Raw genomic sequence first — 24,430 nt, forward strand, 5'->3', positions numbered from 1 at the left:
GCCCGCCAGATCGAATCGACGCTCGGTCTCTCAGTCGGGTGGCTCGACATTGAGCGCGTGCACGAGACGGCGCCAACACCGCAAGAGGCCAAATTCCACAAACTCTCTGCCCGCATCTGGTCGCATGGCACAGCCAAGCAAAAAAGGGCGGCTGTAACTGCGCTGATGGAAATCCTCGAATCTGGCTGACTTTCGATGCTCTCAGCGATTTTGGATTTGACGGCGTACTTTTGAGAGGTATGAAAATTAACTGTGACTTGGCCTGGATGCTGTCATCGCATCCGATCAGGGAAACTTGCTGCCAGGTATCAGGAATCGCGTGCACCACCGTCGGACTCCAGCCCCGGTTCATCGTCCACACGAATGTGCACGCACCCCAAGTCTTTCCAACCCGCGTGAGATAGAAAATTGAAAAATTCGGAAGGCAAAATGTCTGCGGGTAGGTGCTGAACGCACGTTCCAGTAAGAGTCGCACCTTCTGGAACTTCTCTACATGGGTCGCGATCATCTCCATCGGTGCGCACGTGTCGATATACGAGATCACTTGTCCAAGGACCTGCGAGCAGAACAAGGCGTCGCCGGTGTAACCCAGTATCTCGGGGTGCTTCTCCGAAGCGAAGATCTTGCGCCCGAGATCCCATCTTCCTTGGTCACCCCATGTGAGCCGACTGTCCGACGCCACGTACACCGCCGTCGCGACGTTTTGATCGATGGCGACCCACGCAATTAGAGTTGTCATTGTTTTGGTTCCGAGCAGTTTCTAAAGTGGTGGATTCATGGATCACTTTAATGGCGCTTGCAAGGGGTCACTTGTGAAGTGAGGTAGTCAGGTGCTAGCTGCGTGCGGCTAGCATGTGGAGCGGGCGCTCACCGCTCTCGATGTCAGACTTTTACCCGCATAGACTATACTGTACAAATTTACATGCTATCGGCCATCACCTGAGAACTCAACTGATGGGAAAAGACACCCGCATTGAATGGACCCACCACACTTTCAACCCGTGGTGGGGTTGTGTCCGCGTATCCGATGCCTGTGACCATTGCTACGCTGAAACTTGGGCAAAGCGCCTTGGGGAAGACGTTTGGGGGCCGAAGTCCGAACGTCGTTTTTTCGGAGACGTACACTGGAAAGAACCTCTGAAGTGGAACCGTGAAGCAGAGCAAAGCAAAACTCGTCGGCGGGTGTTTTGCGCGTCCATGGCGGATGTCTTTGAGAACCGAGAGGACTTGATTCCGCATCGGCTTCGCTTGCTAGACCTCATTGCAGCAACACCTCATTTGGACTGGCTGCTATTGACCAAGCGTATTCACTTGGTGCGCAAGCAGTTGCCCAAGGGCTATGAATTTCCCTCTAACGTTTGGCTTGGCGCAACAGTCGAGAACCAGAGTGCAGCTGACAAGCGATTGAAGCACTTGCTCCAGTTCAAGACACCTGCCGTCCGGTTCTTGTCGTGCGAGCCACTGTTGGGACCATTGGATCTGAGCCGTTGGCTTCAAATTGGGGAACTGGGCACTCGTGTGGACTGGGTGATTGCTGGCGGCGAGTCTGGGCCTGGATCACGTCCTATGGACCCAAAATGGCCTAACGATCTGCGCAAACAATGCAACAAGACCGGGGTGGCTTTTCACTTCAAACAGTGGGGGCACTGGGCGCCGTTGGAGCAAGCGGCACAAGCCGTGACTGGCCGTACGCCGATCTTCATCGTCAGGAATGGTGGCTCGGAGGTCAAACTCGCTGCTGTTGGAAAAGGAAAAGCCGGTCGTTCCTTGGGGGGGCGTCATTGGGATCAATTCCCAAACACCGGGAGTGGGGTGTAGCGGCGTACGACTTCAGCTCTGCAGAAAGGCTTGCTCTTGGCAAAAAGTCACTACAACTGGGAGGACGGACCGGCAGAGATCGATCCGCATAGCGTCACTAAGCACGAGGTGTTGGTCGGCTACCTGATACGGTATTTCGAGCAACGAACCCTCAATGCGCGAGGGCGGGAGCGTCTTCGAATCACGCTCGTTGACGGATTCTGCGGGGGGGGGCTCTACATACTCAAAGGGCAGGCCAAGGAGATACTTGGCTCTCCGCTGCGCATGCTCAACGCAGTCGAAGAGGCCCGAACGCTCATCAATGCCAAGAGGACAAAGCCCATCGAGCTGGATGTCCAATATGTCTTCATTGACAAGGACCGTCGAGCGTTGTCCCATTTGAAGATGGTCCTGCAGAAACGGGGCTTTGGTCACCAGATCGGCAATACAATACACGTCATTCATGAAGACTTTGTTTCAGCTTCGCCTGCTGTTTTCAAGCTGATTCAGGCCCATACGCCGAGAGCACGCACAGCGATCTATTTTCTGGATCAGTATGGATACAGCGAAGTACCAGCGCCGCTGATTCAGCAGATATTCGCGAACTCACCGGGCAGCGAGGTAGTGTTGACATTTCATGTTGCTGCATTTGCCACCTACACCAATGACCAATTCACGGACCAGGTCTCCGAGAAACTAGCGGTAGATATTCGTGCAGCCTTGGGTGGCAGGACCGTCGAGCAGATCAAGGAAGAGGATGCCGCCGATTGGCGCCGCTTCATACAGGCCGCGTTGTATCAAGCGTTGGTGAAGGGATGTGGTGCCGAGTACTTCACGCCTTTTTTCATTCGTGGTGAGGGCAGCGGTCAAGGCGAATACTGGTTGGTTCATCTTTCTCAACATCCCCGTGCACAGGACGTGATGAAGCAGGTGCACTGGCAGCATCAGAACCATTCCATCCACTACGGTGGGGCAGGACTCGACATGCTGGCCTCGCACATGATGGGTTTTCGGCAGGAGTTCACCGGGGGATTCCAGTTCGACGATGTGGCTCTATGCCAATCAGTCGAGGTGTTGCCGCAGCAACTGGCGGAGCACATTTTCGAGCGGCGCCAACCCTTGCAGATCGGCGAGTTGTATGCCTCCACCTGCAACACGTCCCCAGGCACTTCCATCATGTACAAGCAGGCCTTGGAGCGGCTGTCGGGAGATCAGGACATCATTGTTCGATCCGAGGAGGGCGTGACCCGGAAGCAGGCGAAATACATGCGTGATACGGACTGGGTTGAACGCAGCCCCCAAGTGGCCCTGTTTAGCTTGCCGCGGGGAGCAGATTGATGATTTTTCGTCTCGTCAAAGATGCAGATCCCCTGCCGCATTTGCCCATAGAGCATGGTCGGAACGGTGAAGGCGTGGGTTCGTGGGTCCCCGACATGAAGCACACGTTCCTGGCCAAGTACGTGGAGGGTACGCGTCGGGCTAGGGCGAAATTTAAGCAGCGCGTGTACGTTGACCTGTTCAGTGGTCCAGGTCGCATTCAGGTCAAGGGCGAGGCGACAACTCGTCCAGGTGGCGCCCAAGTGGCCTGGGTACATTCACTGCGGGACGACGTGGCGTTTACATCGTGTTTTGTTGGTGATCTGGATGTCGAACGAGCATCCGCCTCTGCGCAACGGCTGAGGGCCATGGGCGCACCTGCAATAGCGTTTCCCGGTGCTGCTGAATCAACGGTCGACCAGGTGATTGGAAGAGTCCCCAGAGGCGCGCTGTGTCTCGCCTATCTTGATCCATACAACCTGCAGTACCTTTCGTTCAGCGTGATCGAAAAGCTGGCAAGGCTGAGTTTTGTTGATTTCGCCGTGCACTTCAGCACGATGGATTTGAGACGCAATGTGCTGATGGAGTACAACCCAGAGAGGGCGCGATTCGACGCAGCGGCACCAGGTTGGCGCGATCACATCGACCCCCTGGCTTTTGTACGCGGCGATGCCGACGAGGCCTTCTTTGACTACTGGTGCGGGCTGGTACGGGGTCTTGGATTCTCGATCAGTCATCGAATGCCACTCGTTCGGGACGATGGAAATCGTCCGCTGTACCACTTGGTGTTTTTCAGCCGACATGAGCTCCCGAACAGGATATGGGGGGATGTGGCACAGGGACCAAACCGGGAGTTCGATTTCTAGCCTCAGGAATTATCCTGCCGCCCCAGCTAAGCGACCGGTCGAGGGGTCGTGCGGTCGTTCAAGATCCAGCCGTTGTGAACGGCCGGTTGAGGTCTCCAGACAAGACTCAGTCTGCGTATTCGGGTGTCCGCAACCAGCCTAAAGCAGGCGGTTAAGATTGAGCTCGTCTTGAAGTCTTCGCTTTAAAAATTCATGGCAACGTGAGGGCATCAATTATGTTGCCGAATTTCGCAAAGGCGCATGGTGGTTTTAAGACACGCCATGCTTCGCAATTTTTCCATTTCATTAGACGATGACCATCAATCTAAACAAGCCGGATCGTTGGAAAGCCGACATTAAAGCGTCAGTCGATCTTTACAACACATGGTTTATGACTTTCGCTCCGCAGACCTTCAGGGACGAACGCAGCCGTTCGTCAAAGCAGGTAGAAAATGCGTTAAAGAGCACCGATAACCTGCGTAACATTACCCCGGCGCTGCTAAAAGAGCACCCGGAGGTTTTGCCTATGCTGCGAATGGCAACCTGCCCACCAATTGCGCGTGATCGACTGATCGGGCTAGCCGGGGTGTCCAAGAACCTTGTGAAGTGTATGGAGGACAAGGAAAAGCCTGCTGTACCTCCAAAAATGCCCATTAAGCGACTCAATGAGGAGCTGGGCCGCATCGGTGACATCATTGCTCGGTTGGCTGATAAGGACATCTTTGTGTGGTTGGAGTCAGGCAATGTCCCGCAGGAATCTGACCTTCATCGTGCTGCCACCATCGTGGCAGATCGTCTCTGCGGTGCGCAATCCGACCCGATCGTGCGAAACGAGCAGGAACGCCGCCAGCTGAGTGAAATTTCCAAGTGGCTTATTGCCCGTGACTATCAGGAAGTCAAATCTACAGCTTTTGACGCAATGAAACCTGGTACCTTTGCGTTCAGGGTCAACGTACCCGTGGCTTTGGCCATAGAGGAAACAGACACCCTAGAAGCGGACGACGAGGAAGCGGAAGAAGATCGCCTCGATGCCAATGGTGCGCCCCTGATATCCAACCCAGAGGAATTGGTCGAGGTCGTCACCGTTAACATTGCAGTGGATGTGGTCATCATGCCTCGCAACGCCAAGGTGGGAGATTTCCCGTTGTTGATTGAAGCCAAATCCGCAGGCGATTTCACCAACGTGAACAAGCGCAGGAAAGAAGAAGCTCAGAAAATCCGTCAATTGAAGCGTCATTACCATGACCATAAGGTCCGGTTTGGTCTCTTCCTCTGTGGTTATTTTGATAGCGGTTACTTGGGTTATGCTGCAGCGGACGGCATCGATTGGGTCTGGGAGCACCGGATCGACGACCTAGCTGGCTACGATCTCTGACGGGCATTTACCTCATGAACAGTTTAGCGACGGGCGAAGTCCAGTCTTTGACTATCTTGGATGATCTCGTCCCACAGTCTCCTGCCTCTTTGGAGGACCAACGCCTGTTGGTCCAAAAGTCATTGGACTCGCAGAAAACCGGATTGCAACGTAACCAGATGGGCCAGTTCGCCACACCGACGGCCCTGGCTCGCGAGATTTTGTCGTATGGATTGACATTGCTTCCGCCTGGCGATGCTGTCCGTTTCCTTGACCCGGCGCTAGGCACTGGATCGTTCTACTCGGCATTACTCAACACAGTAGGCGACCGCCAGGTGGACGTTGCTCAAGGGTACGAGATCGACCCTCACTATGGGCTGCCTGCTCAAGCTTTGTGGCGCGATCATGACCTGAGAATTGATATTGCAGATTTCACATCGATCAAGCCGTCTATAGACGGCTTCAATTTACTGATATGCAATCCACCATACGTGCGGCACCAACACATGGACGCCCTCACGAAGAAATATTTGCTGGCGTCTAGTAAGAAGGCCGCCGGCGTAAAACTTTCCGGATTGGCTGGGCTTTATGTACATTTCATGGCAATGTCGCATCCTTGGATGCGGGATGGCGGCATTGCAGGCTGGTTGATCCCTAGTGAGTTCATGGATGTGAATTACGGTCGTGAACTGAAACGCTATCTCTTGTCCGAGGTAACGTTGCTGCGCATCCACCGTTTCGATCCAAATGATGCACAGTTCGACGATGCCCTGGTCTCTTCCGCTGTCGTTTGGTTCAGGAAGCAGCGCCCACAATTGAATCATCATGTGAATTTCACCTATGGGGGTACTCTCGCCGCACCTGTTCTAGCGAGAGATGTGGCGGTGGCCGACCTAGCCGATGAGACCAAGTGGACACGATTTCCGCGTCAGTCCGTTCGCTTAGCCACAGTTGGTCCCGTTTTGTCCGACCTCTTTGATATCAAGCGTGGCCTCGCTACTGGCGATAATGGATTTTTCATACTTGATCGGCAACGAATTGAAGAACTCGGTTTGCCGATGAATCAGTTTCGCCCAATTTTGCCCAGTCCACGCCACTTGCAGAACGATGAGATAGTTGCGGACGAGCATGGCGTGCCGCTTATCGATCGCCCATTGTTTCTGCTTGATTGCCGGTTGTCGCCAGAGGATATTCAGACTCAATTTCCTGCTTTGTGGGCTTATCTGCAAAGCGGCCTGGAAACTGTAGCAAAAGCTTACCTGTGCAGCAATCGTCGTAATGGCTGGTATCGCCAGGAAGACCGTCAGCCAGCTCCGTTTTTGTGTAGTTACATGGGACGAAGCGACGGTAAATCAGGTAAGCCATTTCGATTCTTGCTTAACCGCTCGCAAGCGACGGCAGCCAACACGTACTTAATGCTTTACCCAAAACCGCAAGTGGCTTCAGTATTGCGGCAAAGACCAGAAGTTGCCCATCGGGTCTGGGAATGCTTGAATGCCATCCAAACTAATCACATGCTGGATGAGGGTCGGGTTTATGGCGGCGGGCTGCATAAGATGGAGCCAAAAGAGTTGGCCAGGGTATCTGCGCAAGCCATCCAAGATGTGCTTGGACTGACCAATAACGAGTAGCTGTAACCCAAGCCGCATCGTTCTACCCGTACCTTTATAGTGCAGGCCTACTTGCTTGCACCATGGTTGAGAACCTTGGCACCTTTAGAAATTAAGGAGCTTCGTTGAATTCACTGTGATTATTCAAGCCATAGCCAAGTTCAGCTTGCCAGTTCGAAGGCAGGATGCCCAATGACTGATCTCAGCCCCGTTTACACAAAATGCCGTACACCCTCCGCAAAGATGGTCCTTGGCAAAGTTTCTAATCGAGTTCACCACGCCCGCGCCCTCACCCACCCAGCTTGGCGCCTGCCCAGGTCCAGGGTTGGTAATACACGCCCATGTAACGTGAGTCGGCGTTGTCGCTGTTGCGAAACAGCCCAGCCGTTGCCGACCACGTGTTGTCGATACGGTACTCAAAGCCCAGCCCTGGGTTGGCGTTGCGCAGGCCTTTGTCGCTGTCAAAGTGCGCCGAGTAAAACCCGGCGTTGACCCAAAACCGCTCAGCCTCAACTCCCGATGCCGCTGCAATCGTGGGCACGGCGGTCTAAAGCACGACCGCTCTGACGGCCAAAGCCCCGCACAGCGCAACTCGCATTCAGCGCACTCCAATCGACGCCAGCATTCTGATCGCACCCAGCTGGTGTCTTCCCGCTTGCCAGCCAAAAATGATTCCCTGGGTGTTTTGACGCACCGTCTTAACAAGTCGTGGCGACATTTTCTTTGTACGCATTCGAATCGCAATGTCATCAGGCTTAACATCGCAACGCGCACTGACCATCGCTGTACACAAAAGTGGAGCGTACCCACGCAAGTCAAGCTTCGCAATCGCTTCCGCGTTGAGTCCGCCCTCGTGCAACACTTGCCTGAGGATCTCGGGCAAGACGACGAAACTGAGCTCGTCGTTGAGTTCCATGCTCGTCAGCTCGCCGCTTTCTTTGAGCCAGGATATGTACTGGTAGTACGCCTCGGTCTCATCCTGCGTGAGCTTCAGATCCGGCTCAAGCCGTGGTTGTCCCTGCGTCAGAACTTCTTTCAACTTGCGTTCGCACTCAAGGAAATACTTCCGCGCCACACGACCGGCGTCTGAGCGCTCAAGCATCGCGAGTTCTTTGGCCATGTCCAGGCTCAGCCAGAAATCCTGACTTTTTCGATCACCACCATGGGCTTCAACTTGATTCCCCCAAACGGGGGAATCAAGTTGGGTTTTCGCCCGTTCGGGGGAATCAAGTTCACCAACCCCCATCTCCCAAAAGTCCGCACCTGCTTCAAAACCATACCGCGTGATGCGGCTTTTGAGCCAACTCGAAAAATCTCGCCCGACACCCAGCGCCTGGTGCACCGCTTTCGCAGACACAACGAGCCCGCGATCACCGTGCTGCACCACCGTCATCACGTGGCCGTCTTCCGCTGTACCAGTTCCAGCCGTCCCAGCTCCCCGGGCGGCACCAGCACCGCCAGCACCCGTCACTTTTGCCTTCGATCTTGAATTTGCCATGTCAATCACCAAAAAAATAGTAGGACTGACACATTCACACAGCAAATCGACCGCTCCAGCTCAAATAACACGCCTTTCGTCACCTCTCTCGACCGCCCAAATTTGGGCGGTCGTCTGAAAAAAAACCTCAGCCAAAAAAAACCGCCCCCGCCCCATCGGGCGGCCTCTCTCAGTTTGTCTGTTTAGCTAGTCGATCGGGGGCAGCCCGTTGAGCCTGCTGTACCCTTGTAAATTGAGCTTGAGCTCAGATCGGAAGTCGAGCGCCTTTCCCATCTTGACGTGACCCCTGGCAGCATCCGCCAGAAGCTTGTCGTACCTGATGTCAAGTAAATCACCCCCACAATCGAGATCCGCAGCCGAAACGCCGTCAATCTTTAGTGCGCCAATCATGCCTTTAGCCCAGTCATAAACGGTCAAACTCTTGCACAAATCCAGGCTGACACAGTCTGCAAAGTATTCCGAATCTATGGTGTCCCATGCTGACATCTTCCCATCAATGACCTCCCGACCTCGACCATACTGACTCAATGCGTGACCTACCTCGTGCCCTGCGATCAATTGAAGCCCCTGCCATGTATGCCGGTGCAGCATCTTCACACCAATCAGCATTGTCGAACCATCCCATGTGGCCCCCACTGAGCACATCTTCACGTCAGTAATCGGCATCCTCCTCGCCCTCACACAATACCGATAGACCAATTCCTTAAACCTCTCAAACCTTTCCTCAACCTTTAGCCTCTCTTGGCTTGAGAGTTTGCTGAGGTACGTCGCCACAATCATCTCGTCAATCTTTGTATTCATACGTCACCTAATCCATTCGTAATTTTGGAACTATCACTCACCCGCAAGCAGCGTCAACCCAATGGTTTGCATCCGATCTTCAACATCAGCAAATATGCCACGGTGTTTTCTTACCAGTTGCTTCACGCTCAGCCGATCCACTTCCCGGCCGTCCAACACAACCTGCGCCGTCACGTAGGCCAGTTGCGCTTTCTCACGCGGCAGCACCGATTCCCCGGGCCGACCCTCAACTGGTTCCGGCTTTTCGCTCACCCACAACAACACCTCGCCCTCACCAAACCCCACAATCGCCTCGCCAAATCGGTGGCCCAGCGATGCGTTGGGCTTGGGTTTGTTGCTCTCTGTACCGATGTAGGCAGACGTGATGATCTCTCTGTTGTGCCCAAGGGTCCTCGATGCGTCGTAACGCGCTGCCGTTCGGCCCCTCTCGCTTGCCATGTCTTTTGTACCGCCCAGGGTCGATGGCAATACGCCCCGCAGCAGCATGATGTCTTCCGCATGCCCAGCCCTGAGCCCGTGCCCAGTCATCCCCAGGTCCTTCTTCGTCAGGCCCAGTTGGCGGTTCAGCCAGTAATAGCGTTGCTCAGCCTGCGCCAGCGTCACATCGGGCCAAGCCATGGACTCCCAGCGTCGGCACTTGCCCTTGGCGTAATCAAGAATCTGCCGCTGCATCTGCCCGTACTCTCCCTCGCGTATGGCAACTTCACGGTAGCGTCCGTTTTTCGTGATCTCGCCCACCAACTCCAGCTTGTCCCCTTTGTCCGCTTTCCACAGCTTGATGAGCAGCACTTCTTTCTTCCGCAGTCCAAACGCCCTCTCAAGCATCAGCATCGCCGCGTACCGGCTGTCAAGCTCACGGGCCTTGCTAAATAGCTCTGCAATGTCAACTTCGGCCCCTCGCCACGACTTGGATTCTTCGGCAACGGTCTTCACTCGAAACCCCTGCGGCAGCTTGTCAACGTAGCGCTCATCTATCCGGCTAACGTAGTCAGCTAGGTTCGGTTTGCCCAGCCAGTGCATGAACTGCTTCACCCTCGATTTTTGGTTCTGTAGTGTTTTGTTCGACAGCTCTTTTTCGTGCACCCAGCTATCAAACACAGCGTTGGCATGACGCTCGCCCAGGTTCTCACACGATTCAACGATGTACCCCTTGTCGTGCAACGTCCGCGCAAACTGCTTCATCACTTCGATCTGCATACGAAACGTCCTCTCAGACGCAACGGCACCGTTCACACGCGTCCTGCCTTTGGCCTCGCACACAGCCTCTATCGTGGCAATCAGTCGCTTCAGCTTGTTGCTATCACCCATCACGCTCATCTCTGTACTCCGCAAAATTTACTCAGCAGCCCAGGCGGTCACACCCCCTTTAGCCGACAACAGCACCTAACACGGCACAGCTCACCGCCCGGCACCATTTCAACCACCAAAAACACCATAGACACACGACTTAAACGAATCTCTGCTTCAACATGAAAGGTGTGTCCAGCCCTTCCATGCCCCCGGCCCTCACGGGTCTCAGGTGGGTCGTATCGCAATCTCTTGCAACACCACCGTAGGGTCGTCTCATGACCCCAATCGCTCCGGCCCACCCCAAAACGGGCGGATTGGGGACCGGATTCCCCTATTCATTACTGGCTTCAATCTGACCCATGCCATACGCACTTCGTCAGCACCGATTCAACTCACATCGCTATCCCTCTCGGACAGTCCTGCAAGTCCGGGCGCTACCCCGCTTCGGTCAACTTCTCGCTTCTTCACCACCGCCATTCGTCGCAAACTCGCAACTCAAATAGCGTTCTGTTGCTTTGCTGTATTGCTTTCTTCAACGTAAGTCGTTGTTTCCATTACGTTTGCTAAGAAAAAATGGACACTCTGTATTGATCTGTCGTACAGACCCGTAAGTGTGAATTGGGGTATTGCGCCAGGTGGGCAACAAAAAAAACGGCGCAGTCATGGCTGACCGGCCTGTTGGTTTCATGGGTAGCCATCATGTTGTTGGCTTTCAGGACCCTTCCGCAATTGCGGTGTTGGGAAATCTGAGCGGTATTGCACCGCGTGAAGGTATTAAACAGCAAAGCCACAAAAAAGTGGGCATCGAATGTCGCGTGTTTTCATGCGTCATTCGAATGCCAAAGGGCGGGCAAGCTCATCAAACTTGGGGACATGACGAATCCGCTGTTTGAGCAACTTCTCGACACTCAGGTGTCAACATTTCGCCGTTTGAGCGACTTCTTGTCACTCGTGTGTCTTGTTCTCGCTGATTCGGCGAGTTCTCAACACTCAAATGTCAACTTCTCGCTGTTTGAGCGGATTGGGGTTGAGGGGGGGCGTCGGCCATGCTGATCAGATTCACCATGTTCCCGATGGAGGCAGACCTCTTGCCAATTTACGAAAGGCTGCTGGCGAGTGACGAGCGAACTGCTGCTCGTGTGTTGCGTGCGCTACTGCACCGGCACGATGCGCCAGGAATGCCTTCGTGGTTCGAGGAGATGCCCAGCAAAGGCTTCCCGAGCACAAGAGCTAGGACGATCCGTCTGAATATCACCGCGTTCGACCCCGCTTTGTCTTCCCTGCGGGATACGTTGGAGCCCCTGAGTGGTACCGAGAGGGTTACAGCATTGAAGGCCGTCTTGCTGCAATTGGTGAAGCCGAAACCGGCAGCACCTCAGCCGACCTTGCCCATGCCTGTCACCGAGACTGCCCTCGCCCTGGTGCCGACAACGACATTTCAAATCAAATCCAGCGAACCCGAAAAGCCAACGATGACCGACGAACAGGGTCAAGCTCATAAGGCGCAATTGACCCGCAGGACGAGTCTGATGTTCGCGTTCTAGTTCGAGGCAAATCCATTACCCCAACCCTAACCCAAACTGAAAGAAAACCATGAGTCAAAACTTGATCAATCGAACCGTCGTTGCGGTCGACATTGGCTACGGCAACACCAAGATGGTCTGTGGCCATGACCTCGACAAGGCCGGGCGTGCCCAGTGGAAAGAGATTGTTTTCCCGTCGATCGCACCCGAGGTGGTGGTCGATGAAGAGGCATCGGGCTTCTCCAACCCCGATCGAATCATGATCAGCCACAACGGTCGCCGCTACTACACAGGCCCCAAGGCCACATCAGGGGTGGTGTCTCGCGTGATCGAGCCGGACTACATCGAGACAGATTTGCACGAATTGATGTTGCTCACAGCCCTGCACTTGGCGATGCGGGAGTCCAAGCGTGTGATACGTGTGATTGACAAGTTGGTGCTCGGCTTGCCGGTCTCTGGGCACAACTCCCAACGCATCCGTCTGAAAGAGTTGGGCATGCAGACTCGCCGAGTGCCGTTGCCGAAAAGTCTCATTCATCCAGGTGGCCCGAAGGAAGTTGAAGTACATGTACGCGACTGCTTGATTTTGCCGCAGCCTTATGGAGCGATGCGTTTGGCGGCGCAGGGGCTACCAGTCCAAGACGTAATTTTCCAAGACGGCAAACTCGCCATGGTGGTTGACCCCGGCTACCGCACGCTCGACTGGTTCGTGTCCGAGGCCATGACGCCGGACATGAAGCTCTCGGGCAGTTATGACGGCGGTGTATCGAGCATCTTGCGCGAAGTCAGCCAAAAGATCGGCTTTGATCATGGCACCGGCTCGCTTGAGTTCGACATGGTTGAGCGTGGTCTGCAAACGGGATCTATCAACCTGGGCCACAAAATCATCGACATGCGCGATTACATCGCGATGGTGCCCGCAATTGCTGGACAAGAAATTGGTGTGTTCGTGACCCGCCTGGGCGGTCGCCGGCAAAACATCGCCAGGGTGTTTATCGCGGGTGGCGGTGCAGCTTACTACGAGCAGGCGATGCGCGATCGATTGCCTGGCTGCGAGATCACGCAACTTGACAGACCCATCTTGAGCAATGCACGCGGCTATTGGCTGGCTGGGTGTGATGCCCTGTCTGACTGATCTCCTGATTTTCGAAATTTGACCTCGCAAAGTTGCGTGCTACCTTGAAAGAAGGCATATCGCCATGAACAACGAAACAGGAAATCAAGATGAACAAATACAAACCGAACTACGAGAGCGATCCGCTCAAACAAGGCGTGTGGAGCCTGATGCAGCCCAAACAAGGCAAAGCCTACCCTCTGGTTCTGGTGCTGGCGGCGATGCTGATGTGGGCAATGGCGGGTCTTTCCTTGCTCGCATTCATCGAACCCAGCGACGAGCTGGCGAGCAAAGCACTCCGGTGCCTTGGTTGGATCTTGTCGGGCCTTTTCGTGCCGCTGACGCTCTCGGGGGCGGCAGATCTGATCAACCGCAGCCGGGCTCCAGTGGACTTGTTCAAGGGTCTGGACTGAGCAGCCCCGACATGGTCTTGAGAGTGATGACCGTCTTGGATGCTGTCTTGCAGGTGAACATGGCCAGACATCAGATCCGAGACTCGCTGATTGAAGCGTCTGGCAGTGCCGAGCAGTCTTGGCACCGGTATCGCCTGGTGCTGACTTGGTGGGCGTTTCGATCCCCGGTGGCATACCTGGTGATTGCAGGCCTCGCCAAATTCGCTGCCCGCAGCCTTGAAGGAGAGACCGGAACGTCCGGTGTCGGGCTCTTTTTCGGGGCTGCGTTCTTGGTGATGTTGGTGATGTCGGTCGTATCGGCATTGCGACTTTTGCCGATCAGGGGGTTACAGCAGCCGCCTAACGACTGGCTTGATAGCCAGAAGCATTTTTTGCGCGTCGGCGAGTAATCGCCAATTTTTAAAATTTGACTCAGTAAGCCAAATGAGCAATTCATCCATCCTTTTTTCCAGCGACCGCAATCCACGCGCCGCATCGAGCATCGAGCGCCCGGACGAAATCATCCAAGAAAGCCTCGCATTCGTGGGCGGAACGATTTACGTCAAGGGGGGCGTACAGATTGACGCCAAATTGAAGAATGTCACCGTTGTCGCCCTTGATGAAAACCCGGTGGTCTTGAGCGCATTGGGGAGCATGGATCACTGCGCCATTGATGCATCGGATGTCCTGATCTGTGGCGATTTCACTGGCGAGGTAAGAGCCAAGGGCGACTGCGAGGTCGCACCTACCGCCAAAGTTCGAGGTCTTATCCTGGTTCGTGGTCGTGTGCTGATCAGTACTTTGGCTGGTGATTCAGAGGAAATCCGGGTGGGTCGGCTGACCAACGAGATGGTGACAGATATCGCATTTACCGAGTCATCAATGGCGGACGGCACCAAATTGTCAGGGACATGACCGGCTGAGTTTGAGTCCGACACGCTTTCGCTAAAAGTGCCTCAGCCAAGCCAACGAAACGAGCATCCATGCCAGATATGAATTTTGAGACTGAGAATCAACGCGCAGACACTGAAATTGCCAAAGCTCTCGCCATGAGTTCTGCCGTCGAAATCAAGCATCGGTATAGGATGTCCCGAATCGAGGCGGAGCAAAAGACGATCCAAGTGCGACTGCGCCGAAATTTTTGGCGCAGTCGCACTGCTCGGAATCTGAATTACACGCTGTGTATCGCATTTGGTTTGGGGCTGGGTGTGCTGGCGCATAGCCAATGGCTGCTTTACGAAAGAGCAAGTGAAGGCGTTGCTCAGGCTGCAACCCAGGCGCAGCTTGTGCTAGGCAATCAGCTCTCGGGTGTCGTTGGTGCGAGTGTGGCCGATGCTACGCCAGCAAAGAAAGCCAAGTCTGCCGAGGCTGCTACCCTTGTTGTGATGGACTCAATAGATGTTCCATTCCTCCGTGCCAAATCCATCTTGGCCAAGAACGGCCTGACGGGAGTGCTGGATTTTGTGAAAGTCAACGACAAAGCCCAGAAAATGCAGGTGACAGGTGTGTATGGGCCAGCTGAAAATCCGGCCATTGCGGCCAAGAGGGCGCTGTTCGTTGTTGATGTGTTGATGAAGGCTGGGCTGTCTCGTCAGGCCGTGGAGGTGATGCCGGTTGTTCCCTCTAAAGAGGATGGAAAGATCATCTCTGGCGCTCGCCTTTCTTCAATGGGGCCACGCCTTCGGGCAGCAGACAGCATCAGCAAAGGAGCGCCACTGGGCCCCGGTGCTGCAGTTTTGCCACTGCCATTCAATTCCGCCTTCTCTCAGGGCGCAACGGTGGCCCCCATGCGCCCCCCAGAAAGCAAGAGCGAACTGACGGCACCTTCTGTCCAGCGCCAAAAGCTCGCAACGGATGATGAAGGAGAAGCCAACGCGAAAGAGCTGGAGAAGGCGGTGCAGTTGGCGGCAAGCAGGCGGCTCATGGAAAACGCTCAGCCAAAGCAGAAGCCACCTCCGGCAAAGGTTGCCAGCAAACCAGAGAGCGGGCTTGAAACCGCGCAGGTGACTGGCAATCAGGATTCAAAGCCAGCCACTGCCACAAAATCCAGCGCTTTCACCATCGTGTCGAAGCTGGAAAACGCCGTACTCATCAGGGTTGGGCGTGAGGTGCGGCATATCCAAGTGGGTGACCCGTTGCCGGATGGCACAGTGCTCGGCAAAAACCTAGAGCCGATCTCCCCTGCACCTTGAGCCTGCTCGAACGCCCAAATTTGGGCGGTCAAAAGGCGTATCGAATTCTCGCCTATTCATGGCACATCGCAACTCGTAAGTTGCAATCGCCTCGACGCTCGGTAGACTCATTACCGAAAGCGGCAAATTTGGCCGCGTTGAAAGGTGCAAATGCAAACTTTGATTCAAGCTGGCGGCGCAATGGATGCTGTCATTCAAGTGGTTTATTGGCTACTGGCCCAAGTTGGTAATGCCTGGGAGTGGGTGAAGGTTGGGATGTCGCTGGTGTGGGCAACCATCGGGTACGGCCTGGATTGGATCTGGCTATGGGTGGACCCATCTGGTAAGGGATTTTTGGCGACCATGTGGGGATATGCCAAAACAGCGCTGATCGCTTTGGGAGTATTGTTTGGGCTTGCGGTGTTTGCCGTCATGGCAGTGGCGGCATCTAAAAATACCAAAAAATCCAAAGCCAAGCCTTCAAAGAAGCAGGAACCCGTTCGAGACGAATACAAGCCAGACGCCTACGAGCCGACATGGCGTTTGGGCAACAGGACCTACACCCACAACCCCGGCCGCGGCGCCCGAGAGGTTTGAGGCGATGACCGGAGAGAAAATTCAAACCAAAGGGGCTGCAGGAGCTGGCCCAAGTGCGCCGATATTTTGCGGCGCGATGGCATCGGCCGCCCATTACAGGGCACTCGCCGGCATTAGCGTGGTTCCAAGAATGCAGATCGAAGAAGCCATAGCGCAAGACCGCATACGTTGGCGCAGGCGGTGGTATCTCTACCCATTTGGCTATGGGCTGGTCGTAGAGATGTTCTGGACGCAAATTCGACGAATAGCCGCTCGCAACCTATTTTGGGCATGGGAGGCCCACGCAAGGACATGGCTTTCTCGCTGGGGCGCAGAGATCGAGACCATCACGAGCCGCGGTGCAGCAGCCGAGGCGGTGGTTCATACGTGGATCGACACGATTTGCAGGGTAAAGGCTCAAGGCCACATGCAAAGCTGGATGCCAGCCTGGAGTGGCATCAAGAGTATTGTCCTGCCCCCAAGCGAAATCAATGACACCAGTCAAGAGATCGATAACCTGTTGGTCACACAGCACGGCATCTACGTCATTGAGGTCAAGGGTTGGAGAAAGATCGGTGCGGACGGTCTTGGTGAAGCCAAAACCGGCGAGTCACTTGGCTCACCCGTGGCGCAATGCTCGAAGAAAGTCGAGCACATCAAGTCCATTGTTGGTTACGGCGTTCCTGTGCGTGTGCTGGCGGTGCTGCCTTATGCCAAGGAAAGCGATGCTGCGTTTGAGTTGGACTCGCGAATCGTTTTTTCTGTCGACCAACTGGGTATCGTTCTTCGCACTGCACACCAGCAGATGGTCAAAACCGGCGCTCACCGCTTGGACGTTGCCGCCTTGAGCCAGAAAATAATGTCCAGACTCGACACCCGTGACGATGCCAAGGTACGTCATATGCTCTGGTTATCTGAGCATCACCCAAGCCCGGACACTCTTCGAGTGAAAGAAATCGTGGCGATGGATGCGGCCCTACGATCTGAAATGAGCGCCCCTTTTACGTTTGAGGACCGCCCTAGAAGGCCGCTTGGGGTGGTGCTGGCCACCCTTGTGAGTTTGTTGCTTTATGTGGGCATGACTGACCCTTTGGCATACGAGCGCCACGGCATACAATTTCCGAAGGTTGAGCGTTCTTTGGCATCGCAAGCGGCTCAACCCAGGCCCGCAGCGAAGACACCAGGAAAAAAGGACGCGCACGAGACATCCACCTCAAAACAACCGCAAGCAAAATAGCCCCTTAACAATTACTCACTGGGAACAAAATGCGACTCATCATTGCCATATTTCTGCCATGGCTCTCATTCTTTTTTATTGGCAAACCGATTGCAGGCGTCATCTGCTTGATCTTGCAAATCACGTTAATTGGCTGGATTCCAGCGGCTATCTGGGCTGTCTACGCGCTGTCGCAGTGGAAAACCGATAAGAAAATTCAAGAAGCTTTGAGCAATAGGCGGACTACTTGAGTGCGAATTTGACCTGATATAACGTTCGTTTGTTTAGGTAGTCCAGCCTCACCCAACCAGTCCACAACATTTCACACACGCATGCATTGAAATGAAGGGTGATGCGCTCCATTTTTGAATCTTTCAACTGTTGTTTTATACACATATATACTCAGGCTCGTGACGTACAAACATGCATCTTTTTTCAGCGGAATCGGAGGCTTTGACATTGGGTTTGAGGCTGCAGGAATCCAATCAGTCAGCCAATGTGAAGTTGACCCTTTTTGTTTGCAGGTTCTAAGAAAGCAGTTTCCCAATGTCCCTAAATTCCAAGACATCAGAACTCTCGACCCGCTTGCAATCCCTGTTGCCGATGTCTGGAGTGGAGGATTCCCATGCCAAGACGTTTCGCTCGCAAGAATGGGACCACGACCAGGACTTGCTGGAAAAAGAACTGGTCTCTTTTACGATTTTGCTCGACTGCTTGAGCAGCACAGCCCCAGAGTTGTTCTCCTCGAAAACGTTGCAGGGCTTCTCAGCTCACATGAAGGAAGAGACTTTGCCGTCGTTACCCGCACGCTGGCCGAGCTCGGGTATTCTGTCGGATGGCGTGTACTTAACAGCCAACACTTCGGAGTACCTCAATCAAGGCAGCGAGTGTTCATTATTGGGTGTCATCGAGACCGGTCGGGTCCACTCCAGATACTTTTTGAACCCAACGGCGGCACAGGGGATACTGAGAAGAACAGACAGAATGGGACGAAACCTCTTTCCCCCTTTAAGGAAGTCATTAGAGGGTCTGGCACAGAAAACCCAGTCTTCCAAAAAATAGCGTATTGCCTGTACGCAACGTCAGCTAGACATACTGGTACCGACTGGAGCAGAACGTATGTTAGCTACCCTGATCAAGGAGAGGTACGTCGACTCACACCTGTTGAGTGTGAAGGGATCATGGGGTTCCCAACTGGATGGACACAACTTGACGAAGTCAATCACGAAGAAGATGTCGACTCACCGCGATACCATGCCCTTGGTAATGCTGTAACACCTCCTGTTGTCGCGACACTTGCTTTACGGATACGAGACTATCTCCATAGTTCTCCCGTCTTGCACGAGGAACCTAAGTAATGCAGATTCGCTTACGTCCCAGTGGTGGTCGCGGCGAATATGAACTTGCAGGTTCACATGGTGCTGTCCGTGGAGCTGACCTTTATGGTCTGGACTTGGTATTCGAATTCGGCCTTGACTTAAGGATTCCACTTTACGCAATCGCTGATGTTCATGATGGCAAACCCAGAATTCGCTTGAGCGATCCACATTCATCATCACACGCGGCAAAAGTGATTGCCGCATTGCTCTTGCTTCCACAACCGATTCGTGAAATTCGTCAAACGAGCGGTACCGATACAGATGTGGACTTTGGACGATGTGCATACTCCTCGATAGTTGTTGATGTCGTTTACAAAGACACAAGCAAAGCCATCCTCCGGCCTAGAACAATTGTTGCGCTTAATGGACTTGGAGCAAAAGAGACGATTGATGTCTTGAATCGATTTGAATTCATCAAATCGATATGGGCAAGAAATGACTTTGACTCTACCGAATTGTTAGATGCAATTGCCAATCATCAATCGGTGGCAAGTGCTGCTTCCATTGATCATCGAACCCTAATAAAAGCGGCAGAGAAAGTGTTGGTCTTACCTAGTGCTTTAACTTTGTTGAATCCAAGGATAACTTTGCCGCCAAGCGAAGAAGCAGGTCTTATCACGCCATCATCCCTAAACGAGGACGACCCAACCAGCCCAATCGAGGTGAATCGAGAAATTCGGAAAAAGCTAGCATGGCGTGTTGAGCGCGGGGCAGAAGGACTGCAATTCAGGAGGGCGATCAATGGTGCCTATGGCTATAGGTGTGCATTCACCGGAGCGCGTCTCCCACCGTTGGATAAAGGTTTCCAGCCTGGTGTTGATGCGGCGCATATCTACCCATGGTCGCGTAACGGTACCAATGATGTAACTAACGGAATTAGTCTGAGCAAGCAAATGCATTGGGCTTTTGACGAAGGTATTTTGCGGCTTCAATATGCATCCATAGAGGACTCGACTTTACTAATTGATGTGCCTGCTGACATTGAAAAAATGGTCGAAATTAAAGGTTTCGATTTGGACGCATTTAAAGCAGTCTGCGGACCAATACCCGAGCAACACCTGCCAATCAATCGCAATCAATGGCCGAGTAGAAAGTCTTTAGACCTATACAACGAACTGATGTTTCCATTGCTATAACCGACAGACTTGTTTGATCGAGATTTCTCGTCGAAGGCGGTTTCGTGCAAACCCTTCGGCTTACTTGAAGCTTGTGAAGCCACTGTTGACCCTGCGACTTTTTTGAGTTGTTACTCACCAGTGTCAGGGATGTCTTTGAAGCAGTACATACAGACGTTCTGTTCATCGACTGGAACTTCGCACTCACAGTTCGGGCAAAAGTCAAAGTGATCAACAGGCTCGGCACCCTCTGCCGGGCTGCTAGTCAGGCCGCCACGTTCAAAGACGTAAGTGCCAATGGGGATGTTTTTTGGATCGTCATTTCAAGCTCCTTCTGTATTCACAGGCCGCGCCAGCGCCTGCTTGATAAGCTCGCACGCGAAATTGAGGGGCAGCAAGCCATGTGGGTGTCTTTGCACAAGCAACGCACGCCATCCATTGTGAGCGCAGCCGCAAGGGTGTTCATCGAAGGACAACATGCTTAAACGATTCCTGCAGCAGAGCGCCAGCGCCCGTAGCCGTGCAGTATATAGAGCAAGACAGACCTCCAGCAAAAAATTAAGGGGCTTTGGGCATTGTTGCAATACGAGCCATCGCTCACGCCCATGCTCACTTGCTCAGGGGTCATGCCCATCTGACCGAGCCAGTTTTGTTGAACGCTTGACAAGGGGCCACCTTGGAGCATGCCATTGATGGTGGCGTAGCCCATGCCGGCACCGGCTGCGATGGTAGTTCCGGCGATGGCATTTGCACCAACAAGGGCAAGGAAACCAGCGTTGCAACTTGACCCGTTCATTCCCCGTGGTATCTTATATTTAAGGCCAAGAAAGCCGAGACAATGTAATCACTTAGGAGAATTATCATGAAAACTTTACGCACTTTTGCACTGCTCGTGTCCACCGCTGCTTTGTTGGGGTTGGGGGGGTGTGCTGACTTCATACACAGCCCAAGGACATGCTTGCTCAATTTGGGACGGGCGAACAAAAGCTGTACTGTAGTTGTGCCAGGACAGCCGAAAAAATTAACAGACGTCAAAGATTTTCAAACGCATTGTGGAAAGCAGGTGCTAAGTGAAATCATGGCGCCATCGGTAAATACTTGGACTGCGGATAATATTTGTCCAGATATCAGTAAATGGCAAATTGTCGCTGGCGTTTACCAAACCAAAGTGTGGGGAATGGAAGGCTTAAAGTCTACAACAGCGTATGCACCAGCGAATTGGAAAATTGATACGGATGATATTCTTGAATTGAGTTTGCATATTTCAGCAGAGGGTCTAATAACGCGGCCCGGAATCGTCAAACGTGTCGCCCGAAAAGCCAAAGACGCCACCAAAGAATCCGGTTGCTGGTGGGATGGCGGAAAAGGTGCCACCACAGCATTCATTGGCGGTGGTGCCGTCTGCGATGGCTGGAACTGGCGCGATCAGAAGTTCGCCAAGGAATGATCTGAATCTTCATGTCGATCACAAAGGGCCGCAATAGCGGCCCTTTGTGTTGGTGCCCTGTCGGCTCAATCGGGGCTGTCAGACTCGTCGGTGAAGTAAGCCGTGGCCATGCAGTTATACAAGGTCTTCTGATCGCGGCCAAAGCCTGCATTGATACACGCCTGACGCTTGCGAGTAAAGTCCTTGGCGTTGTAAGCAATGTTGGGGTGTGTGTCCGCACGGGGTGTGCCACCTGGCTCAAGTCCTTGTGCGAGGCATTGCGCCCGGGTCAAAGTGACCGGGCAGTTGCCCTCGATGAGCTGGCGTGTGCCTTGAAAGTTGTTGCCTGACTCCGGTGTGCCAGGATTGCCAGACTGGATATGCTTGGCCGAAGCGGCTGCATACAAGCCTGTGCAGTGGGCATTGTTGCAATACGAGCCATCGCTCACGCCCATGCTCACTTGCTCAGGTGTCATTCCCATCTGCCCGAGCCAATTTTGCTGAGTACTGGACAGGGGGCCACCTTGGAGCATGCCGTTGATCGTGGCGTAGCCCATGCCGGCACCGGCTGCGATGGTAGTTCCGGCGATGGCATTTGCACCAACAAGGGCAAGGAAACCAGCGTTGCAACTTGACCCGTTCATTCCCCGTGGTATCTTATATTTAAGGCCAAGAAAGCCGAGACAATGTAATCACTTAGGAGAATTATCATGAAAACTTTACGCACTTTTGCACTGCTCGTGTCCACCGCTGCTTTGTTGGGGTTGGGGGGGTGTGCAACGTTAACGCCAAACGACATGCTTTCTATGCATTCACCCGGTGAACAGTCTTTGTATGGAGTCGTAGCTGGTAAACCTAGAAAACTTCATGAGCTGACCGATTACAAGGACTTTCGAGAAAACTGTGGGCAACAAATTCAACCTGATGTAATTGCCGCCTCTGCGAATGAGTGGTTGAAGAAGCACGTTTGCGGAAACATGGAGAAATGGCAATTTGTGCCTATCGTTTACCACACAAAGGTGTGGGGGGCGAAGGGCATCAAGGCTGCAAGGGCTTTTGCTCCTATAGACTTGATTATTGAAGAAGATGATGTTTTGGAGTTCAGCATGGATACGTCCATTGAGGGAAGGAAAATTCGTCCTGATTTAGTCAAGCGCATCGCCCGCAAAGCCAAGGACGCGACCAGAGAATCGGGCTGCTATTGGGATGGTGGTAAGGGCGCCACCACAGCCTTCAAAGGTGGTGGTGCCGTCTGCGATGGCTGGAACTGGCGAGATCAGAAGTTCGCCAAGGAATGATCTGAATCTTCATGTCGATCACAAAGGGCCGCAATAGCGGCCCTTTGTTTTGGAGCGCTTGCCCGGCTCAATCGGGGCTGTCAGACTCGTCGGTGAAATAAGCTGTGGCCATGCAGTTATACAAGGTCTTCTGATCGCTGCCAAAGCCTGCATTGATACACGCCTGACGCTTGCGAGTAAAGTCCTTGGCGTTGTAAGCAATGTTGGGGTGTGTGTCCGCACGGGGTGTGCCACCTGGCTCAAGTCCTTGTGCGAGGCATTGCGCCCGGGTCAAAGTGACCGGGCAGTTGCCCTCGATGAGCTGGCGTGTGCCTTGAAAGTTGTTGCCTGACTCCGGTGTGCCAGGATTGCCAGACTGGATATGCTTGGCCGAAGCGGCTGCATACAAGCCTGTGCAGTGGGCGTTGTTGCAGTAAGACCCATTGCTCACCCCCATGCTCACTTGTTCAGGGGTCATGCCCATCTGGCCCAGCCAGTTTTGCTGAGTACTGGACAGGGGGCCACCTTGGAGCATGCTGTTGATGGTGGCGTAGCCCATGCCGGCACCGGCTGCGATGGTTGTTCCGGCAATAGGCGCTACACCTGCAAGCCCAGATGAAAGACCAACAATTTGCCCTCCGGCAACTCCCCAGCTACCCGTCCCCGCAATCATCGCTCCCGTACCCCAGGTCAGGGCAGCCGTCACCAGCATAAATGCTACGCCTGTCCAGCTGCTCTTGGACTCGACGTTGCGATAGATCTCCTCTTCGATATTGGGAATGTTGCCCCCCTCTAGATGCTCCAACACAAAGCCTGCAAAGGCCAGTTGATCCGGGTGTGTGCACGTCGTGGTCCGGGGGCAAACCACAGCCATCATTGAAGGGGTAACGCTGTTGCGCTGCGTGGACATCGACAAGGGTGCGGCCAGGTAAACCTTGGGCCTTGCGTAGCCCACGGTGGTAGGTGTTGATTTTCTTTCTGAGCAAGTTACCACTGGTGGACTGGCGTTGATCCAGGCGCAGCGAAGTCTCCACAAAGAATGCATAGGGGGCTTGATGGTGCATCATGGCCTGGCCAACGGCCACCTGCGCGGCGGCAATGTTCATGTTGTAGAACGTGGGATCAGAGGGTGCTCCCGAGTGCTTGGGGTAAAACGGATCAATCCCCCGGGTGTAGGGACTCCAGTTTTCCCCTTTGTCGCGGAACATGCGCCGCACCACGTGCCAGCGCCCGTGCTGGGGGGTGTAGTCGGTGACGAGGACTTTTTGTGTCCCGTCGGGGAACTTGTGGTTCTTGATGATGTTGATGCGCAACTCGCCGCGCTCGGGCAAGAATCTGGCCACAACCCAGGGGTGAGGTTGAATCGTGGGCTGCACCCAAGCTTTGAGGCCGACCTCGGCGCTGGACAAGCCTAAGACGCCAGCAGCGTGCTGGCCCAAAGCCATCCACTGCTCCCCGGCGTAGTATTCACGCCCATCGACCTTACCCCTGTGACCCTGCGGGTTAAAAATCGTGGCCACCTCTTGCCACTGGTCCACGGGAACAGGATATTGAAATGCGCAGTCGATCACAGAGCATTCGTTGCGGAAGGTAGGGGTGTACTGATTCGGTGCAGCTTGTGCTTGTTGTAGTGGTGTGCTGAGGGTGGTTAACACAATGGTGTTGGCCAGCAGTGTGCAAACCACTTTTTTGAAGGCGCGAGAAAAGTTAAAGAGAGGGGTTTTCATGA

The 24,430-nt window shown here is 53.9% G+C and carries 29 protein-coding genes; 21 read left to right on the forward strand and 8 right to left on the reverse strand.

Features of this window, described 5'->3' with window-relative positions; genetic code table 11:
* From HEQ17_RS00085 to HEQ17_RS00110, 6 genes are all read left to right on the forward strand, one after another.
* On the forward strand, positions 1–189 hold a 189-nt coding region (locus HEQ17_RS00085), incomplete at its 5' end, for a hypothetical protein (RefSeq protein WP_296290679.1).
* Between the two features lie 765 nt (positions 190–954).
* The gene (locus HEQ17_RS00090; protein WP_296290680.1) at positions 955–1,818 is read left to right on the forward strand and encodes a DUF5131 family protein; all 864 of its coding nucleotides are present in this window, start codon (positions 955–957) and stop codon (positions 1,816–1,818) included.
* 36 nt (positions 1,819–1,854) lie between these two features.
* Positions 1,855–3,135: a three-Cys-motif partner protein TcmP gene (locus HEQ17_RS00095; RefSeq protein ID WP_296291186.1), complete on the forward strand. Its 1,281-nt coding sequence runs from the start codon at positions 1,855–1,857 to the stop codon at positions 3,133–3,135.
* Positions 3,135–3,980 (forward strand): three-Cys-motif partner protein TcmP, encoded by an 846-nt coding sequence (locus HEQ17_RS00100; protein WP_296290681.1) that lies wholly within the window; start codon positions 3,135–3,137, stop codon positions 3,978–3,980. Before HEQ17_RS00095 ends, HEQ17_RS00100 begins: the two co-directional genes overlap by 1 nt.
* Positions 3,981–4,272: 292 nt before the next feature.
* Positions 4,273–5,334 (forward strand): XamI family restriction endonuclease, encoded by a 1,062-nt coding sequence (locus tag HEQ17_RS00105; RefSeq protein ID WP_296290682.1) that lies wholly within the window; start codon positions 4,273–4,275, stop codon positions 5,332–5,334.
* A 14-nt stretch (positions 5,335–5,348) separates the two neighbouring features.
* Entirely contained in the window at positions 5,349–6,944 is a 1,596-nt protein-coding gene (locus HEQ17_RS00110; RefSeq protein WP_296290683.1) for an Eco57I restriction-modification methylase domain-containing protein, read from the forward strand.
* Positions 6,945–7,212: 268 nt separating this feature from the next.
* Here HEQ17_RS00110 and HEQ17_RS00115 read toward each other — a convergent pair whose 3' ends face one another.
* The 4 genes from HEQ17_RS00115 to HEQ17_RS00130 form a co-directional block, all read right to left on the reverse strand.
* Complete coding sequence (locus HEQ17_RS00115) at positions 7,213–7,464, reverse strand: hypothetical protein (RefSeq protein ID WP_296290684.1); 252 nt, start codon at positions 7,462–7,464, stop codon at positions 7,213–7,215.
* 57 nt (positions 7,465–7,521) lie between these two features.
* The gene (locus HEQ17_RS00120; protein WP_296290685.1) at positions 7,522–8,421 is read right to left on the reverse strand and encodes an antA/AntB antirepressor family protein; all 900 of its coding nucleotides are present in this window, start codon (positions 8,419–8,421) and stop codon (positions 7,522–7,524) included.
* A 186-nt stretch (positions 8,422–8,607) separates the two neighbouring features.
* Complete coding sequence (locus HEQ17_RS00125; protein WP_296290686.1) at positions 8,608–9,222, reverse strand: hypothetical protein; 615 nt, start codon at positions 9,220–9,222, stop codon at positions 8,608–8,610.
* A gap of 33 nt (positions 9,223–9,255) precedes the next feature.
* Positions 9,256–10,539 (reverse strand): phage integrase N-terminal domain-containing protein, encoded by a 1,284-nt coding sequence (locus HEQ17_RS00130; RefSeq protein WP_296290687.1) that lies wholly within the window; start codon positions 10,537–10,539, stop codon positions 9,256–9,258.
* Positions 10,540–11,147: 608 nt separating this feature from the next.
* Between HEQ17_RS00130 and HEQ17_RS00135 the strand changes: the two genes are divergently transcribed.
* The 13 genes from HEQ17_RS00135 (at position 11,148) to HEQ17_RS00195 (ending at position 20,483) form a co-directional block, all read left to right on the forward strand.
* Entirely contained in the window at positions 11,148–11,405 is a 258-nt protein-coding gene (locus tag HEQ17_RS00135) for a hypothetical protein (RefSeq protein ID WP_296290688.1), read from the forward strand.
* Positions 11,406–11,558: 153 nt separating this feature from the next.
* Positions 11,559–12,056: a hypothetical protein gene (locus HEQ17_RS00140; protein WP_296290689.1), complete on the forward strand. Its 498-nt coding sequence runs from the start codon at positions 11,559–11,561 to the stop codon at positions 12,054–12,056.
* A gap of 49 nt (positions 12,057–12,105) precedes the next feature.
* On the forward strand, positions 12,106–13,170 hold the full coding sequence (locus tag HEQ17_RS00145) for a ParM/StbA family protein (RefSeq protein ID WP_296290690.1): 1,065 nt from the start codon (positions 12,106–12,108) through the stop codon (positions 13,168–13,170).
* A gap of 89 nt (positions 13,171–13,259) precedes the next feature.
* A complete protein-coding gene (locus HEQ17_RS00150; RefSeq protein WP_296290691.1) occupies positions 13,260–13,562 on the forward strand; it encodes a hypothetical protein in 303 nt (100 codons plus the stop codon).
* 47 nt (positions 13,563–13,609) lie between these two features.
* A complete protein-coding gene (locus HEQ17_RS00155; protein WP_296290692.1) occupies positions 13,610–13,951 on the forward strand; it encodes a hypothetical protein in 342 nt (113 codons plus the stop codon).
* 34 nt (positions 13,952–13,985) lie between these two features.
* Positions 13,986–14,456 carry a polymer-forming cytoskeletal protein gene (locus tag HEQ17_RS00160; protein WP_296290693.1) on the forward strand — a complete coding sequence of 157 codons (471 nt, stop codon included), beginning with the start codon at positions 13,986–13,988 and terminating at the stop codon, positions 14,454–14,456.
* 68 nt (positions 14,457–14,524) lie between these two features.
* Entirely contained in the window at positions 14,525–15,733 is a 1,209-nt protein-coding gene (locus HEQ17_RS00165) for a hypothetical protein (RefSeq protein WP_296290694.1), read from the forward strand.
* 150 nt (positions 15,734–15,883) lie between these two features.
* On the forward strand, positions 15,884–16,309 hold the full coding sequence (locus tag HEQ17_RS00170; protein ID WP_296290695.1) for a hypothetical protein: 426 nt from the start codon (positions 15,884–15,886) through the stop codon (positions 16,307–16,309).
* Between the two features lie 4 nt (positions 16,310–16,313).
* Entirely contained in the window at positions 16,314–17,525 is a 1,212-nt protein-coding gene (locus HEQ17_RS00175) for a nuclease-related domain-containing protein (RefSeq protein ID WP_296290696.1), read from the forward strand.
* A 29-nt stretch (positions 17,526–17,554) separates the two neighbouring features.
* Positions 17,555–17,755 (forward strand): YqaE/Pmp3 family membrane protein, encoded by a 201-nt coding sequence (locus HEQ17_RS00180; protein WP_296290697.1) that lies wholly within the window; start codon positions 17,555–17,557, stop codon positions 17,753–17,755.
* 159 nt (positions 17,756–17,914) lie between these two features.
* Positions 17,915–18,862: a DNA cytosine methyltransferase gene (locus HEQ17_RS15950; protein ID WP_366938014.1), complete on the forward strand. Its 948-nt coding sequence runs from the start codon at positions 17,915–17,917 to the stop codon at positions 18,860–18,862.
* A complete protein-coding gene (locus tag HEQ17_RS00190) occupies positions 18,862–20,019 on the forward strand; it encodes an HNH endonuclease (RefSeq protein WP_296290699.1) in 1,158 nt (385 codons plus the stop codon). Before HEQ17_RS15950 ends, HEQ17_RS00190 begins: the two co-directional genes overlap by 1 nt.
* Before the next feature lie 107 nt (positions 20,020–20,126).
* On the forward strand, positions 20,127–20,483 hold the full coding sequence (locus HEQ17_RS00195) for a hypothetical protein (protein ID WP_296290700.1): 357 nt from the start codon (positions 20,127–20,129) through the stop codon (positions 20,481–20,483).
* Here HEQ17_RS00195 and HEQ17_RS00200 read toward each other — a convergent pair.
* On the reverse strand, positions 20,480–20,707 hold the full coding sequence (locus HEQ17_RS00200) for a hypothetical protein (protein WP_296290701.1): 228 nt from the start codon (positions 20,705–20,707) through the stop codon (positions 20,480–20,482). The genes HEQ17_RS00195 and HEQ17_RS00200 overlap by 4 nt on opposite strands.
* Before the next feature lie 153 nt (positions 20,708–20,860).
* Between HEQ17_RS00200 and HEQ17_RS00205 the strand changes: the two genes are divergently transcribed.
* Positions 20,861–21,445, forward strand: a complete 585-nt coding sequence (locus tag HEQ17_RS00205) for a hypothetical protein (RefSeq protein WP_296290702.1) — start codon at positions 20,861–20,863, stop codon at positions 21,443–21,445.
* A gap of 65 nt (positions 21,446–21,510) precedes the next feature.
* Here the strand turns inward: HEQ17_RS00205 and HEQ17_RS00210 are convergent, their stop codons facing one another.
* Positions 21,511–21,981, reverse strand: a complete 471-nt coding sequence (locus HEQ17_RS00210) for a hypothetical protein (protein ID WP_296290703.1) — start codon at positions 21,979–21,981, stop codon at positions 21,511–21,513.
* 153 nt (positions 21,982–22,134) lie between these two features.
* Between HEQ17_RS00210 and HEQ17_RS00215 the strand changes: the two genes are divergently transcribed.
* Positions 22,135–22,722: a hypothetical protein gene (locus HEQ17_RS00215; RefSeq protein WP_296290704.1), complete on the forward strand. Its 588-nt coding sequence runs from the start codon at positions 22,135–22,137 to the stop codon at positions 22,720–22,722.
* 67 nt (positions 22,723–22,789) lie between these two features.
* Here HEQ17_RS00215 and HEQ17_RS00220 read toward each other — a convergent pair whose 3' ends face one another.
* Both HEQ17_RS00220 and HEQ17_RS00225 read right to left on the reverse strand, forming a co-directional pair.
* Complete coding sequence (locus tag HEQ17_RS00220; RefSeq protein ID WP_296290705.1) at positions 22,790–23,260, reverse strand: hypothetical protein; 471 nt, start codon at positions 23,258–23,260, stop codon at positions 22,790–22,792.
* 94 nt (positions 23,261–23,354) lie between these two features.
* Positions 23,355–24,428, reverse strand: a complete 1,074-nt coding sequence (locus tag HEQ17_RS00225; protein WP_296290706.1) for a hypothetical protein — start codon at positions 24,426–24,428, stop codon at positions 23,355–23,357.
* Positions 24,429–24,430: the final 2 nt, after the last annotated feature.

It is taken from the genome of Limnohabitans sp. (genome assembly GCF_023910625.1).
GTDB lineage: Bacteria > Pseudomonadota > Gammaproteobacteria > Burkholderiales > Burkholderiaceae_C > Limnohabitans_A.